Below are 14,164 nucleotides of genomic sequence, written 5' to 3' on the forward strand. Positions count from 1 at the left end.
GGACGCGGCGCCGGGGCCCTCCGCTGCAGCCGGCAGCACGCAGCCCGCGCCGGGTCATCCTTATGCCCAAGCCGGTTCCCCTCCGGTGCCGGCCCCCGGGCAACATCCTGCGCCCGCTCGGCTTCCGTTCCTGACGCCCGCGTCCGGCGGCGGGCAGGTCTCCGACCGGGTGCGGGCCATTGATTTCGTCCCCCAGCGCACGAGTGCAGCACCGAGCGCCCCGGTCCGCCCGACGCTGAGTGCGCGCGAACGCGAACTGCGCAACGTGAACATCACCTTGTATGTTGCCGCGCTGCTGCTGGTGGCGGCCGGCGCACTCTTCCTCAGCTTCGCCCTGGCCCCGGTGGCCAAGCTGGTGGGCCTGTGTGTTGTCGCCGCAGCATTTTATGCCGCGGGATTGATTGTCCACCGGGTCCAACCCAACCTGCGTCCGGCCGCCGCGGCCTTCACCGGCACGGGGTTGGCGCTGTTGCCCCTATGCGCCCTGGCGACCTACAACACCCTGCACACCTCGCCCACCGGCATCTGGTTGGGCTACTCCGTGGTGGGCACCCTCGCGTTCGGCTTCGCCTCTTTGCGGCTGCACTCCCGGGTGCTGGCCTGGCTGGCCGTGCTGATCCTGATCTCCACCGCCATGTCCGGCGGCGCGGTGCTCCAGCAGGGCGTACTGGCCTACCTGCTGGCCCTGTTGGTGCTGGCGGTGGCAATGCTCCTGCTGGTCATCGGCAGCCCGGCCGTGCGCGCCTCACAATTCCACCAAGCGCTCTCCAGCAGCTACCGGCTGCTGCCTCCGCTGGTGTTCCTGGCCTCCCTGGTCATGCTGGATGAGTTGAGCAGCCGCGAATTCTTCTGGATCTTCCTGCCGCTGAGCGCCTTCTATGTGCTTAGCACCCGGATGGAGGAGCGGCACCGGCTTTGGAACCTGGCTGCCGCCCGGGCGTTCTTCCTGCTGGCGGTGCTGTTCGGGCTGGACTACGCACAGGCCGATCCCCGGGTGATCCTGGTTCTCCTGGCGGGGTTGCTGGCCGCCCAGGCGGCGCTTGTACAACACTTCGCCGCGGCCTATGAACGGGTTTTTGGGGCCAGCCAAACCTGGCGGGTTGCCGAACGCATGGTGTTGTGGGCCGGCACCTGGCTGGCGCTGGCCGCCGGGTATGCCAGGGATGCGCACTCCGCCCACGGCACCTGGTGGCTGACCCTGCTGGTCATCCCTGCCCTGCTGGTGCTGCTTGGCTGGCTGGCGGGAAGCGGCGGCACCCTGGTGGAGGCCGGCTGGCTGTTCGGGTTCGCCCTGCTGGCCCTGGCCGAGAACTGGCAGGACGCGTGGTCGCCGCTGCCGGCACTGGTCCTTGGCATGGCGGGTCTGGGCGCCGTCGTGCGGCGGCAGCCCGAATCCCGGGCGCTGCTAGGTGCGCAATTGCGTTGGGTGCTCCTGTTGGCGGTGGGCGCCAAGAGCGCCCAGCTGCTGCAGTTCCTGTTTGCCCCGGCCTCCGATCGGGGCGTGGCGAGCGCCGCAATGGTGGGCATCTGGGCGGCTGCCGCCGGGATGCTGGTCTACTCGGCCCGAAATGCGGGGCACGCAGAACGTACCGCCGTGGCGAACCTGCACTGGCGGATCCGGGTGACCGCCAGCCTGCTGGTGATGGTGGTGTTCGCACTGGCGTTGCGCCTGCAGGGAGAGCTGTCGTTCGGTGCGCACTTTCTGGGTGTCACTGCGGGCAGCTGGTCGGTGCTGGTGCTGATCGGCTCGGTGCTGGCCACCGCCTGGGTCGCCTGGCGCTGCCTGCCCACCTCGGATGGGGCCATGGATGCGTTCGTGCACGCGCCGGTGCTTGGGGCGTTGTGCGGCTACTTTGCCCTGGCACTGCGCTCGGATTTCTGGTGGCTGGCGCCGTTGGTGGCCGCGGCCAATATTGTCTTTCTGATCGCGGCCCTGCCCCGCTGTACCGCGGCGGGCTGGAGAATCACGCATGCCGCACTGGCCCAGATCCAATTGAGCGTTGCCGCCTGGTGGAGTGTTGAGCACTTCGAGCTGGACCTGCACGGGCAGTTCTGTGTGCTGCTGCTCAGCGTGGTGCTGCCGCAAGCGGCCCGGCTGGTTCTCTCCCGCAGCCGCGGTGCAGCGGTGTCGGGGGAATTGCGGGTCATTGGGCTGGGAATTCAGGTGGGGTTGCCGTTGCTGCTGCTGGCCTATGCTGTCGGCCCGCAGACGGACCGCGGCACCGTGCTGCTGAGCCTGCTGCTCTGGCTGGGACATGCGCTGCTGGCGCACTGGGCCTTCGGTGCCGGACCCTACCGGCAGTGGCTGCTGCTTCCCGTTAGCCTGGCCGTGGCGGCGCTAGCCGTTGTCCCGGCCGCCACGTTCGGTTCCACGACCGGCTGGGTTCGGGCTGGATGGTGGGGCGCCACCGCGGCGATGTGGCTGCTCGCCGCCCAGGCGGTGGTTGCCCTGGGCCTTGAATGGACATACCGTCGGCAACAGGGCCACCAGTGGATCAGGTTGGCGGCGTTGCTGGTGCCGCTGGTTCTCATGCTGGGCTATCAGCCCGAACTGCGCTGGCTGGCGCTGGTCTTCCTGATCGGCGCGGCTGGCTCAATCCTGCTGGTGCATTCCCGGCAGATGGGGCTGTACTCGGCGGCAGCTGCGCTATTGCTGCTGGGGGCCGCGGACACCGGCCTGCAGGCCCTGCGCTCGGGCACCATGGTGAGTGAGAGGTCGCTGGATTTGAGTTGGGCCCTGCTGGGTGGCGCGCTCGTGCTGCTGGTCCTTGCACTGCTGCACGGCCGCTTCCAGGAGCCGGTGCCGCACTACCCGCGGCACTGGCAGAAATCTGCGGACGCCGGCGGGCAGGCCGCGCGCATCTACTACGCCGCAATGCTGGCTTCCGGGTTCACCGCTGGGGCGGTGGCCCACCTGCTGCACCGCGAACCGTTGCCGCTGTTGGGCGGGGCACTGGTGCTGGTGCTGGCCCTGCTGGTGGCGCGGCTGCACGAGCTGCCGCGCGCCTGGCGCCAGCATGGCACCGATGCGGTGGTCGTGGCCGCAGCCCTGGTGGCCCTGCGCTGCTACGGGGTGCTGGTCGAGCCGCTGGGCGCTTCCGCGGCGCTGCTGTACCTGGCGGTGGTGGCCGCCGGGATTGGGCTGCGCCATTGGGCGCCGCACCGCGCCCTGGGCCGCGGCTGGCTGATTGCCGGCGCGGCGCTGGGCAGTGCCGCCGAGTTGGCCTCGGTGCTGGATGCCGGAACACTGACCCAGATGCTGGTGCTGCTGTTCTTCGCCGGACTGCTGGCCCTGGGTTTGACCCAGGGGGAGCGGTTGCTGACGTGGTGGGCCGCGGTCGCCATTACAGCGGCGGTAGTCTGGTTCCTGCGCAACTATGCGTTCGTGCTGCTGGTCTTGGTGGCCATAGCGTTGATTGTGCTGGCGCTTTCCCGGCTGGTAAGGGTGGAGAACCGCAGGAACTAAGCTGCCGCGCTGCTCGGCGCCTTTCGGGGCGCTGGCGGGCGCTGAGTCGAAGATCACCAGGGTCCCGGGCGGCAAATGATTTGCGCGCCCGGGGGTGAACCTGTCACACTGGATAAGTTGCTTGATTGCAGCCGCGTGCTCGAAAGAGCACAAAAAACTGAATTCGAACGACCGAGATCGGCACTCACCCAGGATAATGCCTGGGGTTCGGGAACGATACGACTGCTTCGAATGCATTGGATTCCCGCACTTCGCGTGAGCGTCGAGGGTAGAGTTGTGACCAAAAACTTCACGACACGCCCGACCGCGGGGGTCGGAGCCTCCTGCGGGTGAGGAACCCGGATCTGATCCGGATTCAGTCGCAGTGCAAGGCGTGCCGGTCCGCGAGGGCCCGTAGGGCACAGTAACTGTAGAGAGTGCTATCAGAAAGAGGCGTGACGCCATGGCGGGACAGAAGATCCGCATCCGGCTGAAGTCGTATGACCACGAGGTCATTGACGTTTCGGCCCGGAAAATCGTTGAGACGGTAACGCGCGCAGGCGCAACCGTGGTCGGCCCAGTGCCGCTGCCAACGGAGAAGAACGTGTACTGCGTTATCCGTTCGCCCCACAAGTACAAGGACAGCCGTGAGCACTTCGAAATGCGCACGCACAAGCGTCTGATCGACATCGTCGATCCGACCCCGAAGGCCGTTGACTCGCTGATGCGTCTCGACCTGCCGGCGGATGTCAACATCGAAATCAAGCTCTAGGGGAGGTGCTGAGAGAACTATGACCGCAACCCGTAATGTCAAGGGCCTGCTGGGCACGAAGCTCGGCATGACCCAGGTTTGGGACGAAAACAACAACCTGATCCCGGTCACCGTGGTGCAGGCTGACAGCAACGTTGTCACCCAGCTGCGCAACGCCGAGCGTGACGGTTACGCCGCAGTTCAGATCGGCTACGGCCAGATCGATCCGCGCAAGGTGACCAAGCCGCTGGCTGGCCACTTCGAGGCCGCCGGTGTGACCCCGCGTCGCCACCTGGTAGAACTCCGCACCGCCGATGCAGCCGAATACGCTGCAGGCCAGGAACTGTCCGTCGAGCTGTTCGAGGCCGGCCAGAAGGTCGACGTCGTGGGCACCTCGAAGGGTAAGGGCTTTGCCGGCGTCATGAAGCGCCACAACTTCGCTGGTGTTGGTGCTTCGCACGGTCAGCACAAGAACCACCGCAAGCCAGGTTCCATCGGCGGCGCGTCCACTCCCGGTCGCGTTTTCCGTGGACAGAAGATGGCCGGTCGCATGGGTGCCGAGCGTGTCACCACGCAGAACCTGACCATCCACGCCATCGACGCTGAGAAGAACCTCCTGTTGATCAAGGGTGCCGTTCCAGGCGCTCGCGGCCGCGTCGTACTCGTACGCACCGCTGTGAAGGGAGCATAAGTAAATGTCTAAGGCACTTAACGTAGACCTGCCTGCAGAGATCTTCGATGTGCAGACCAACGTGCCGCTGCTGCACCAGGTAGTTGTTGCACAGCTGGCCGCCGCACGTCAGGGCACCCACAAGGTCAAGACCCGCGCCGAAGTTGCCGGTGCCGGCCGCAAGCCGTTCAAGCAGAAGGGGACCGGCCGCGCCCGTCAGGGCTCGATCCGCGAACCGCAGATGACCGGCGGTGGCATCGTCCACGGTCCGACCCCGCGTGACTACTCGCAGCGCACCCCCAAGAAGATGAAGGCTGCTGCCCTGCGCGGCGCCCTGTCTGATCGCGCTCGCTACGATCGCGTCCACGTGATCGAGAACCTGGTGGCCGGCGATCAGCCGTCGACCAAGGAAGCTCTGGCAACCCTGCGTTCGCTGACCGAGCGCAAGAATGTCCTGCTCGTGATCGAACGCGCCAACGATGTGGCCGCACTGTCGGTTCGCAACCTGGTTGAGGTCCACGCCCTGTACGTGGATCAGCTGAACACCTACGATGTTCTGGTTTCGGACGACGTGGTCTTCACCAAGGCTGCATTCGATGCCCTGGTTCAGAAGGAGGAAGCCAAGTGAGCGTCTTCTCAAAGGCTCCGCACGACGTGGTCATCGCACCGGTCGTCTCGGAAAAGAGCTACGGTCTGATCGATGAAGGTAAGTACACCTTCATGGTCGACCCGCGTTCGAACAAGTCGGAAATCAAGAACGCCGTTGAAGCCATCTTCAACGTGAAGGTTGATTCCGTAAACACCATCAATCGGCCGGGTAAGCGCAAGCGCACCCGCTTCGGGTGGGGTACGCGCAAGGACACCAAGCGCGCCATCATCACCCTGAAGGAAGGCTCGATTGACATCTTCGGCGGTCCGCTTTCCTAAGCGGAGACCACTTTAACGAGGAATAAGAATAAATGGGAATTCGTAAGTACAAGCCGACTACCCCGGGCCTGCGCGGCTCGTCGGTAGCCGACTTCGCAGAAATCACCCGATCGACTCCGGAAAAGTCGCTGGTCCGCCCGCTGTCCAAGACTGGCGGCCGCAACAACTCCGGTAAGATCACCACCCGTCACAAGGGTGGCGGACACAAGCGCGCCTACCGCCTGATCGACTTCCGTCGCCAGGACAAGGACGGCGTGCCGGCAAAGGTCGCTCACATCGAGTACGACCCGAACCGTACCGCCCGTATTGCCCTGCTGCACTACGTGGACGGCACCAAGCGCTACATCATCGCCCCGAACCACCTGAGCCAGGGCGACATCGTGGAAGCTGGTCCGAACGCGGACATCAAGCCGGGCAACAACCTGCCGCTGCGCAACATCCCGGTGGGTTCCGTGATCCACGCCGTGGAACTGCGCCCCGGTGGCGGTGCCAAGATGGCCCGCTCCGCAGGTGCCTCCATCCAGCTGGTGGCCCGCGAGGGCAAGTTCGCCCAGTTGCGCCTGCCTTCGGGTGAAATCCGCAACGTCGATGTGCGCTGCCGCGCCACCATCGGCGAAGTGGGCAACGCCGAGCAGATCAACATCAACTGGGGCAAGGCCGGCCGTATGCGCTGGAAGGGCGTCCGCCCGACCGTGCGTGGTGTGGCCATGAACCCGATCGATCACCCGCACGGTGGTGGTGAAGGTAAGACCTCCGGTGGTCGTCACCCGGTCAACCCCAATGGTAAGCGTGAAGGACGCACCCGTCGTCCGAACAAGGACAGCGACAAGCTTATTGTGCGTCGCCGTCGTACCGGCAAGAACAAGCGATAGGAGCCTGGAGACATGCCACGCAGCCTGAAGAAAGGCCCCTTCGTCGATCAGCACCTGTACCTGAAGGTCGTTGCTGAGAACGAAAAGGGCACCAAGAACGTCATCAAGACGTGGTCCCGCCGTTCGATGATCATCCCGGACATGCTGGGACACACCATCGCCGTGCACGACGGACGCAAGCACATCCCGGTGTTTGTCACCGAATCGATGGTTGGGCACAAGCTCGGTGAGTTTGCCTCGACCCGCACGTTCCGTGGCCACGTGAAGGACGACAAGAAGGGCAAGCGCCGCTAGGCCCCGGAAGGGATCTAGTGTCGCTTAGCACTTCTTCGATAGACGAGAGAAGGAAAGCAATGGAAGCCAAGGCAATTGCGCGTCATCTCCGCGTAACGCCTATGAAGGCCCGGCGCGTCGTCAACCTTGTTCGTGGTCTGCAGACCAACGAGGCACTGGCAATTCTGAAGTTTGCCCCGCAGGCAGCTTCGGAGCCCGTGTACAAGGTTGTCGCATCGGCAGTGGCTAACGCCCGTGTCGCCGCGGACCGCGCAGGTGAAGCATTCAATGAGGACGAGCTGATTATCAGCGAGGCGTTTGTAGACGAAGGTCCGACCATGAAGCGGTTCCAGCCGCGTGCTCAGGGTCGTGCCTTCCAGATCAAGAAGCGCACCAGCCACATCACCGTGGTTGTTTCAACCCCGGAGAAGGGTGGGGAAAAGTAAATGGGACAGAAGGTAAACCCGAACGGTTTCCGTCTCGGCATCACCACTGACCACGTTTCGCACTGGTTCGCCGATTCCAACAAGCCAGGCCAGCGTTACAAGGATTTTGTCAAGGAAGACGTCAAGATCCGCGAACTGCTGTCCACCGGCATGGACCGCGCAGGCATCGCCCGCGTTGAGATCGAGCGCACCCGTGACCGCGTGCGTGTGGACATCCACACCGCCCGCCCGGGCATCGTCATCGGCCGCCGCGGCGCCGAAGCCGATCGCATCCGCGGTGAGCTGGAGAAGCTGACCGGCAAGCAGGTGCAGCTGAACATCCTCGAGGTCAAGAACCCCGACATCGAAGCCCAGCTGGTTGCCCAGGGCATCGCCGAGCAGCTTGCTTCGCGCGTGGCGTTCCGCCGCGCGATGAAGAAGGCCATGCAGTCGGCAATGCGTGCAGGTGCCAAGGGCATCCGCGTGCAGTGCTCGGGCCGCCTGGGTGGCGCCGAAATGTCGCGCAAGGAGTTCTACCGCGAAGGTCGTGTGCCGCTGCACACCCTGCGCGCGAACATCGACTTCGGCAAGTTCGAAGCCAAGACCACCTTCGGCCGCATCGGCGTGAAGGTCTGGATCTACAAGGGTGACGTAACCGCCAAGGAACTGGCTGCACAGCAGGCCGCTGCCGCTCCGGCACGTGGCCGTGGCGGTGACCGCCCGAACCGTGGTGGCGACCGTCGTCGTCGCAACGACCGCAACAAGGCTGCCGCACAGGCTCCTGCTGCGGAAGGAGGAGAGGCTTAAATGCTTATCCCACGTCGTGTGAAGTACCGCAAGCAGCACCACCCGAACCGCTCGGGTGCTGCCAAGGGCGGAACCACCGTATCGTTCGGTGAATACGGCATCCAGGCTCTGACCCCGGCCTACGTGACCAACCGTCAGATTGAAGCCGCCCGTATCGCCATGACCCGCCACATCAAGCGTGGCGGTAAGGTCTGGATCAACATTTACCCGGACCGTCCGCTGACCAAGAAGCCTGCCGAAACCCGCATGGGTTCCGGTAAGGGTTCGCCGGAATGGTGGGTCGCAAACGTCAAGCCGGGACGTGTTCTGTTTGAACTGTCCGGCGTCAGTGAAGAGGTAGCTCGCGAGGCCCTGCGCCTGGCAATCCACAAGCTGCCGTTGAAGGCACGCATCGTGCGTCGTGAGGGTGGTGAATAGGAATGGCTATTGGTTCAAAGGACCTGACCATTGAGGCTTTGGATGGCTACGACAATGCTCGTCTGAACGAGGAATTGAAGAAGGCCAAGGCCGAGCTGTTCAACCTCCGTTTCCAGTCGGCTACCGGTCAGTTGGAAACTCACGGCAACCTGAAGGCTGTCAAGCGCGATATCGCTCGCATTTACACTGTGCTGCGCGAACGTGAGCTCGGCATTCGCCAGGAAGTCGTTGTCCCGGTTGAAGAAACCAAGAAGGGCAAGGAAGCCAAGTAATGAGCGAGAAGGAGAACGGTGTGGCTGACGCAACCGAGCGTAACTACCGCAAGACCCTCCGTGGTTACGTGGTTTCCGACAAGATGCAGAAGACCATCGTCGTTGACGTTGAGGACCGTGTGAAGCACGCCCTCTACGGCAAGGTGATGCGCCGCAACAAGAACGTCAAGGCTCATGACGAGAACAACGAAGCCGGCATCGGCGACTTGGTTGTTATCGCTGAGACCCGCCCGCTGTCCGCTGACAAGCGCTGGCGCCTGGTGGAAATCGTCGAGAAGGCCAAGTAAGCCCTCCCGGTGATTCCACGGTTGACGTGAATTGCTGAGAACGCCCCGCAGTACTCCCTCAGGAGAACTGCGGGGCGTTTTCGCATTCCCGGACCGGGGTTCTAACCTTGGATCGGTAGGGCGCGGCTACGGGCAGGTCAAAGAAGGAGATCTCTTTTGGCCCGAATTCCGTGTCAGCAACCGACACGTTCAGTTATCTGCCACGAAATCTTTGTCCGGCCTCGCCTCTCACGCCGGCGGTTGGACGTGTGCGAAACCACGATGGATCTTATTGTGCATTCCATCCAGAGACGGCTGGGGAAAGCTAAACGACCTGCCTGCCTTCCTCGGGCGTAAGCATCGGAACGAGCCGCACAAGCACCACCATTGCGACCAACTCGACCAGGGTTTGCGTCACTACCGCAAGCGGGGCGATCCCCAGCGGGGCCGGTAGCGCGAGCGCCAAGGGAAGCACCACCAGGGAGTTGCGGGTGGCAGCCGAGAACATCACGGCACGCGTGGATGGCACATCGAGCCCGGTGGTCTTGCCCGCGAGCCGGCCGATGGCAAGAGCGGCAACCACGAAGACAACATATAGAGGAACTACTCGGGCAAGCGAGCCGATCTGCGACCCCACGGCCGCGATCTGTGATCCGAGAACCACGCAGAGCGTGGCCATCATTAGCGGCACCATCGCGCCCGCCATGACTTCTTCGACGGCTCTTCCCACATGATGGCGTCGGGAAACGCTTTGCACGGCAGCCGCGGCGGCGAGCGGTAGCACGATCAGCAAGAAGAAGGCCTTGGCAAATGGCCCAATCTCAATGACCGACAGCACTTCTGCGCCAACGACCAAGAAAAGGTAAACGGGCAGCAACAGGATTTGGGCGAGCATCAGCAGGGGTGCCGCCGCAAGCAAACGTGAGCGCGCGCCACCAGCTAGACCCGTAAACACGATGACGTAGTCAATGCACGGGGTAAGTAACACGAGCAACACTCCGAGCAGCAGCGCTTTGTCATCAGCCACGAAACGTGAGAGCGCCCAGGCGATAGCGGGCACGAACACGAAATTCGCGACCAGGACCGTACCCAGGAACCGGAAATCTCTAAACGAACGTCCGACCTCGACCAAAGGCACCCCGAGGAAGGTTGCGAACAATAGGAGCATCAGAATCGGCTCGATCCCAAGCTCTAACGCCGGGCCCAGCTGCGGTGCACTTAGCCCCAGAACCGCTCCTACGCCGATGGCCAATAGATAGAGCGGAACCTGCTGCGTATCCCACCATTCAACGATCCGTTTCATTCCTCAATCCTCCAGCATCGACGCGGCAGACCTAAATGACCGTCAACCGTGTCCAATAGGCAGGAGACTTGCTGGGACTCAATTCCTGAAATGACTCATGCCCGCCGATAACCAGATGCCGGGCAGCCGCGTGGCTGAGTGGCCGCCCGGCAAAGGTATTTCCAAGGCACATCATTACACCCAGTATGAGTTTGGATATCCAGTACCTCAGACCCCGGCAGGCGTGATGACTGTGACGAGCTACCGATCGGCAGTGCACACGACCCAAGGTCGCAACCACGCATATCGCTGCGGTGCTAAGGCGGATTCCTGGGGGAGGCGTCCTGGATGACGGTATCGTCCTCCAGAGTTATCGTGTAGGACAGCGCAGGTGCCGGCCTGCCATTACCCTCCAAACGGCTGCCAAAGGCTTTTCCTGGCCACCATACGGCGGATCGGCCGTCCTGAACCGTAGCTTCTACCACTTGGCCGTCCGGAGTAGTGATGGACACGGCTTTCACGTCCTCACCGACGTTCCTGTGGGTCAGGGCAACGTCGGGCCGTTCTGGGAACCCGAAAGCGTTGCGGCCACGGAACTCGGCAATGTTCCCTTCAGTGAATTCCCCGCCGACGGGAAGGAAACCCTGGTCTCCGCCTGCCCGGCTGGCATCAATGGTGTTGGCTTCTGGTGCACCGACTGGCAGGTGAGCAAGGCACATACCAGACATATGCTCGGAAGACGCGGTATACAGCAGGACCACCCATTCACCGCGTCGTTCGGCGAGGTCTAACTGGGCAGGTGCCAGATCCAAGCGGCCCCGGCAGGCGGAATCGGCCACGGCACGGTCGGCGGCGCTGATGGTTCCGGGGTCGGCAGTCCACGATGCGTAGGCCGCATCATTGGCCCCCGGCCCGGGAAAAAGTACCACCGTCGCGGTGACGGTGGCAGCCAGGGCCACCGCAACGGGTGTCGCTATCCGACGTACCGGGTGGGAGCGGAGCGCGTGGGATCGGTGATCGGTGACTCGCCCATTGTCGGGATCACTCGCAACGATTTGTTGCAGCCCTGCGTTGGCTTTGATTCGTTCGGACTCGTTCAGACTGCCGCTGGGGGCCGCATCCAGGAGGCGAAAAGCTTCCATTTGCGCATTCTTGTTCTTATGTCTATGACTCCGTCATGAGGAATTCGGCAAAGGAGTTAGGGGATGCAGAAGCATCGAGCATGCGGCGCAAAGACTTGCGCGCACGATGAAGCCGAAGGCGGTAGGCGGCCGATGAAATCCCCAGAACCTGTCCGGCCTTGGAGGAGTGAAGCTCCTCCCAGATTGCAAGGGCCAACACTTCTTGGTCGAGGGGACGCAACCGGTGCCAAGCTGCGACCAAATCGACGTGTTCATTGACTAACTAGGTTGCTGCTTCGGCAAAAGTTGAAGCGTGGGCAGCGATCCTGACAACCAGCGTTCCTTGACGTTTTTCCCCGCGCACGTTGTTCAACATGCAGTTCCGCGCGACGGCGAACATCCAGGCTCGGGCGTCCTCGTGTTCGGTTGGAAGGTCATCCAAGCGGCGCCAAGTAACGAGGAAGGCTTCGTGGACGATATCCTCGGCGTGCTCGGGACCAGTCCGGCGTTGCACGAAGCGGAGTACGTCGGTGTACACCAGCTCGTATAGCCCGGAGAACCGTGTCCCCCGCTCCTGCCTTGTTTTTCAGGTGCTCATACCTATACATGTCCGCACGTCGCCATTTGTTACCCGAAGTAGGGGGCTATTCCAGTGAAGTTGGTCCATGTCCAAGAACGGACCGATGGGTTGATTCGGAAGGCCGCTTGAAACACGGACAACGAGTAACCCCGCTTGCCAATATAGCGGGGGAGAATTGCGGTCCGGGAGCCACCCCCTTCCAGAATCTTCCGTGCACCGGCTGGTTCAATTAGGTACTGCCGTCCGGCCCAGGAAGCCCCGCGAACCACTGAGCAACGGGGGCCCGCGAGCTTCATAACCACGCGTTCGCCGGCTTCAGCGCGACAGCGACGTCCTGGACGCCACCGGTCTACCGAGGCGAGGGCGGAACAACGCGCTAGGTGAATTCCGACGAGGAAGCAGCGGCCTGGCGTTGATAACTTCCAGGGGTAAGGCCAATGAACCTGCGGAAGTCCGTGGCGAAGTGGGCCTGATCCGTATAGCTCAGTTCGGCGGCCAACCGGGCCAGGGACAACCCGGGCTCCCCGCGCAATCGCATCGCCGCCTCCTGCACACGGTAGCGACGAATAATTTGCAAAGGCGGGACACCGAGATGGGCGGCGCTGAGGCGCTGCAGCCTGCGTACGCCCACATCCAGGGCATCGGACAGGTCTGACACCTGGGTTATCGCACGGTTGGTGGCAACCAACCGCAGCATGCGGTTGGCCAGCAGCCCGGTGTCGCTGGGTTTCGGAAGCTTTGCGAGCCATCGGGCGAGCACTTCGATGGCTTCGAAAGCGTCAGACGGTGGGACGGCGTGAGCCATCAGGGCTTCAACCCGGCCCTGCAGTGCGGGCTGTGGGAAGGGGAGTTCCCGACCCGCCGGCCCGGCAGGGTCCACACCCAGCTGTTCGGCAGCCGCCGGCTGCAGCAGTGCGGCCAGCACCCAGCCCGTGCCTTCCAGGTCCCGATGCGAGGTGCCGGTGCTGGGCCCACTCAGTAAGACGGAGCCGGGTTGCACGACCAGGTTCAGCGTCGGGAAGGTCAGCAGTTGTTGGCGACGTACCTGGTTTGGGGCCAAGTCCCACCGCGCCAGCCAGAACCACTGGACCGTCTCGGCCAAGGACGGCGGAGGCTCGTGGCGTTCGAAGTGGGGCAGCGACGCAGGATAGAGTACGCTCCGCTCGTCTCCGGCTTCCCCTGCCATGTGAACCTCCACGTGCTTCTCGGGCCGTCCCGGCGAATGTCGCATATTTGCAAGAATCCTACGACGGCCGGGCCCTAACCTGAATGCATGAGCACAGAAAACACCCCGATGCGCGGGGTCACTGGAGAGCACACCACCAACGGGACGCCCCACGGGGCGACCAGCCTAACCCCCTTCCTGGCCATCGAAAACGCCCGTGAGGCCGTTGAGTTCTACCGTGAGATCTTTGGCGCCCGGTTGGTGGACGCCACTGAGATGGGCGGCGTGCTGGTCCACGCTGACCTGGACTTCGGCCAAGGCCACCTGCAGCTGGGTGTTCCCAGCCCCCAGTTCGGCCTGGTGCCACCGCCAGCGGGGGAGGAGGCCTGCTATTCCCTGGGCTTGTACTGCCCGAATGTGGATGAGGTGCTCGAGCGCGCCCTCGCCGCCGGGGCGGTGCTGCGTGAACCGGCCACCACGTTCGTCTCGGGGGACCGCTATGCCTCCATCCGTGACCCGTTCGGGGTGCGTTGGTCGGTGATGAGCCGGGTCGAGGACCTCACCGAGGAAGAAAGCAACCGGCGGGTGGCACGATGGGCGCAGGAACAGGCGGGCACCGAGTGACCCGGTTGAATATGCCGCGATTATTCGAGCCAGCGCACCGGTCGCGCGGCACTGCTGCCGGTGCGTTTCTGCGTGCTCGCACCCATGCCTTAACGTCCCTCCCGCAGTGGCCGGTACTGTGACGAATCACGCGTTGCCCGCCCCTACCACACCATTTCGGAACAGCGCGAATCTGGGATAGGATAGATACTTGTGCGCATTGTGTCCGAGGACTATCCACCTTCGGCACGCTGCAGCGGTGTGGGAACATGTTTCCGCCCGCAGCAC

The 14,164-nt window shown here is 63.5% G+C and carries 18 protein-coding genes; 13 read left to right on the top strand and 5 right to left on the bottom strand.

Translation table 11 applies throughout. The features are described 5' to 3' along the window. The first annotated feature begins 169 nt into the window (after positions 1-169). The 12 genes from RCJ92_RS08545 (at position 170) to rpsQ (ending at position 9,146) form a co-directional block, all read left to right on the top strand. Positions 170-3,466, top strand: coding sequence for a hypothetical protein (locus RCJ92_RS08545; RefSeq protein ID WP_446754320.1), 3,297 nt, complete (start codon positions 170-172; stop codon positions 3,464-3,466). A 442-nt stretch (positions 3,467-3,908) separates the two neighbouring features. Beyond that, on the top strand, positions 3,909-4,217 hold the full coding sequence (rpsJ, locus tag RCJ92_RS08550; protein ID WP_013349689.1) for a 30S ribosomal protein S10: 309 nt from the start codon (positions 3,909-3,911) through the stop codon (positions 4,215-4,217). Between the two features lie 19 nt (positions 4,218-4,236). Then, the gene (rplC, locus tag RCJ92_RS08555; protein ID WP_054820630.1) at positions 4,237-4,887 is read left to right on the top strand and encodes a 50S ribosomal protein L3; all 651 of its coding nucleotides are present in this window, start codon (positions 4,237-4,239) and stop codon (positions 4,885-4,887) included. 4 nt (positions 4,888-4,891) lie between these two features. Further along, entirely contained in the window at positions 4,892-5,494 is a 603-nt protein-coding gene (gene rplD / locus RCJ92_RS08560) for a 50S ribosomal protein L4 (protein WP_138177187.1), read from the top strand. Then, positions 5,491-5,793 (top strand): 50S ribosomal protein L23, encoded by a 303-nt coding sequence (gene rplW / locus RCJ92_RS08565; RefSeq protein ID WP_054820631.1) that lies wholly within the window; start codon positions 5,491-5,493, stop codon positions 5,791-5,793. The genes rplD and rplW overlap by 4 nt, the downstream gene beginning before the upstream one ends. Before the next feature lie 32 nt (positions 5,794-5,825). Beyond that, the gene (rplB, locus tag RCJ92_RS08570; protein WP_138177190.1) at positions 5,826-6,665 is read left to right on the top strand and encodes a 50S ribosomal protein L2; all 840 of its coding nucleotides are present in this window, start codon (positions 5,826-5,828) and stop codon (positions 6,663-6,665) included. Positions 6,666-6,677: 12 nt separating this feature from the next. Then, complete coding sequence (gene rpsS / locus RCJ92_RS08575; RefSeq protein WP_054820632.1) at positions 6,678-6,959, top strand: 30S ribosomal protein S19; 282 nt, start codon at positions 6,678-6,680, stop codon at positions 6,957-6,959. Between the two features lie 59 nt (positions 6,960-7,018). After that, positions 7,019-7,384, top strand: a complete 366-nt coding sequence (rplV, locus tag RCJ92_RS08580; RefSeq protein WP_138177193.1) for a 50S ribosomal protein L22 — start codon at positions 7,019-7,021, stop codon at positions 7,382-7,384. Next, entirely contained in the window at positions 7,385-8,170 is a 786-nt protein-coding gene (gene rpsC, locus RCJ92_RS08585; RefSeq protein WP_054820634.1) for a 30S ribosomal protein S3, read from the top strand. Beyond that, positions 8,171-8,587, top strand: a complete 417-nt coding sequence (rplP, locus tag RCJ92_RS08590) for a 50S ribosomal protein L16 (RefSeq protein ID WP_054820635.1) — start codon at positions 8,171-8,173, stop codon at positions 8,585-8,587. Between the two features lie 2 nt (positions 8,588-8,589). Continuing rightward, positions 8,590-8,859 carry a 50S ribosomal protein L29 gene (gene rpmC / locus RCJ92_RS08595; protein ID WP_054820636.1) on the top strand — a complete coding sequence of 90 codons (270 nt, stop codon included), beginning with the start codon at positions 8,590-8,592 and terminating at the stop codon, positions 8,857-8,859. Beyond that, entirely contained in the window at positions 8,859-9,146 is a 288-nt protein-coding gene (gene rpsQ, locus RCJ92_RS08600; protein ID WP_054820637.1) for a 30S ribosomal protein S17, read from the top strand. The genes rpmC and rpsQ overlap by 1 nt, the downstream gene beginning before the upstream one ends. A 304-nt stretch (positions 9,147-9,450) precedes the next feature. Here rpsQ and RCJ92_RS08605 read toward each other — a convergent pair whose 3' ends face one another. The 5 genes from RCJ92_RS08605 to RCJ92_RS08625 all read right to left on the bottom strand — a co-directional run bounded on the left by RCJ92_RS08605 (position 9,451) and on the right by RCJ92_RS08625 (position 13,294). Further along, the gene (locus tag RCJ92_RS08605; protein WP_446754321.1) at positions 9,451-10,428 is read right to left on the bottom strand and encodes an arsenic resistance protein; all 978 of its coding nucleotides are present in this window, start codon (positions 10,426-10,428) and stop codon (positions 9,451-9,453) included. A 296-nt stretch (positions 10,429-10,724) separates the two neighbouring features. After that, positions 10,725-11,549 (bottom strand): hypothetical protein, encoded by an 825-nt coding sequence (locus RCJ92_RS08610; protein ID WP_446754322.1) that lies wholly within the window; start codon positions 11,547-11,549, stop codon positions 10,725-10,727. A gap of 22 nt (positions 11,550-11,571) precedes the next feature. Beyond that, entirely contained in the window at positions 11,572-11,790 is a 219-nt protein-coding gene (locus RCJ92_RS08615) for a sigma factor-like helix-turn-helix DNA-binding protein (protein WP_446754323.1), read from the bottom strand. 21 nt (positions 11,791-11,811) lie between these two features. Then, positions 11,812-12,066, bottom strand: a complete 255-nt coding sequence (locus RCJ92_RS08620; protein ID WP_446754324.1) for an RNA polymerase sigma factor — start codon at positions 12,064-12,066, stop codon at positions 11,812-11,814. 418 nt (positions 12,067-12,484) lie between these two features. Beyond that, positions 12,485-13,294 carry a helix-turn-helix domain-containing protein gene (locus RCJ92_RS08625; RefSeq protein WP_446754325.1) on the bottom strand — a complete coding sequence of 270 codons (810 nt, stop codon included), beginning with the start codon at positions 13,292-13,294 and terminating at the stop codon, positions 12,485-12,487. Between the two features lie 87 nt (positions 13,295-13,381). Here RCJ92_RS08625 and RCJ92_RS08630 point away from each other — a divergent pair, with 87 nt between their 5' ends. After that, positions 13,382-13,897: a VOC family protein gene (locus tag RCJ92_RS08630; RefSeq protein ID WP_446754326.1), complete on the top strand. Its 516-nt coding sequence runs from the start codon at positions 13,382-13,384 to the stop codon at positions 13,895-13,897. Positions 13,898-14,164: the final 267 nt, after the last annotated feature.

This window comes from Glutamicibacter sp. BSL13 (assembly GCF_052928425.1).

Coding starts and splice junctions, on each gene's coding strand:
- rpsQ (WP_054820637.1), top strand. CDS start 8,859: ATGAGCGAGAAGGAGAACGGTGTGGCTGACGCAACCGAGCGTAACTAC.
- RCJ92_RS08610 (WP_446754322.1), bottom strand. CDS start 11,549: ATGGAAGCTTTTCGCCTCCTGGATGCGGCCCCCAGCGGCAGTCTGAAC.
- rplP (WP_054820635.1), top strand. CDS start 8,171: ATGCTTATCCCACGTCGTGTGAAGTACCGCAAGCAGCACCACCCGAAC.
- rplD (WP_138177187.1), top strand. CDS start 4,892: ATGTCTAAGGCACTTAACGTAGACCTGCCTGCAGAGATCTTCGATGTG.
- RCJ92_RS08630 (WP_446754326.1), top strand. CDS start 13,382: ATGAGCACAGAAAACACCCCGATGCGCGGGGTCACTGGAGAGCACACC.
- RCJ92_RS08605 (WP_446754321.1), bottom strand. CDS start 10,428: ATGAAACGGATCGTTGAATGGTGGGATACGCAGCAGGTTCCGCTCTAT.
- rplV (WP_138177193.1), top strand. CDS start 7,019: ATGGAAGCCAAGGCAATTGCGCGTCATCTCCGCGTAACGCCTATGAAG.
- rpsC (WP_054820634.1), top strand. CDS start 7,385: ATGGGACAGAAGGTAAACCCGAACGGTTTCCGTCTCGGCATCACCACT.
- rplB (WP_138177190.1), top strand. CDS start 5,826: ATGGGAATTCGTAAGTACAAGCCGACTACCCCGGGCCTGCGCGGCTCG.
- rpsS (WP_054820632.1), top strand. CDS start 6,678: ATGCCACGCAGCCTGAAGAAAGGCCCCTTCGTCGATCAGCACCTGTAC.
- RCJ92_RS08625 (WP_446754325.1), bottom strand. CDS start 13,294: ATGGCAGGGGAAGCCGGAGACGAGCGGAGCGTACTCTATCCTGCGTCG.
- rpsJ (WP_013349689.1), top strand. CDS start 3,909: ATGGCGGGACAGAAGATCCGCATCCGGCTGAAGTCGTATGACCACGAG.
- rpmC (WP_054820636.1), top strand. CDS start 8,590: ATGGCTATTGGTTCAAAGGACCTGACCATTGAGGCTTTGGATGGCTAC.
- rplC (WP_054820630.1), top strand. CDS start 4,237: ATGACCGCAACCCGTAATGTCAAGGGCCTGCTGGGCACGAAGCTCGGC.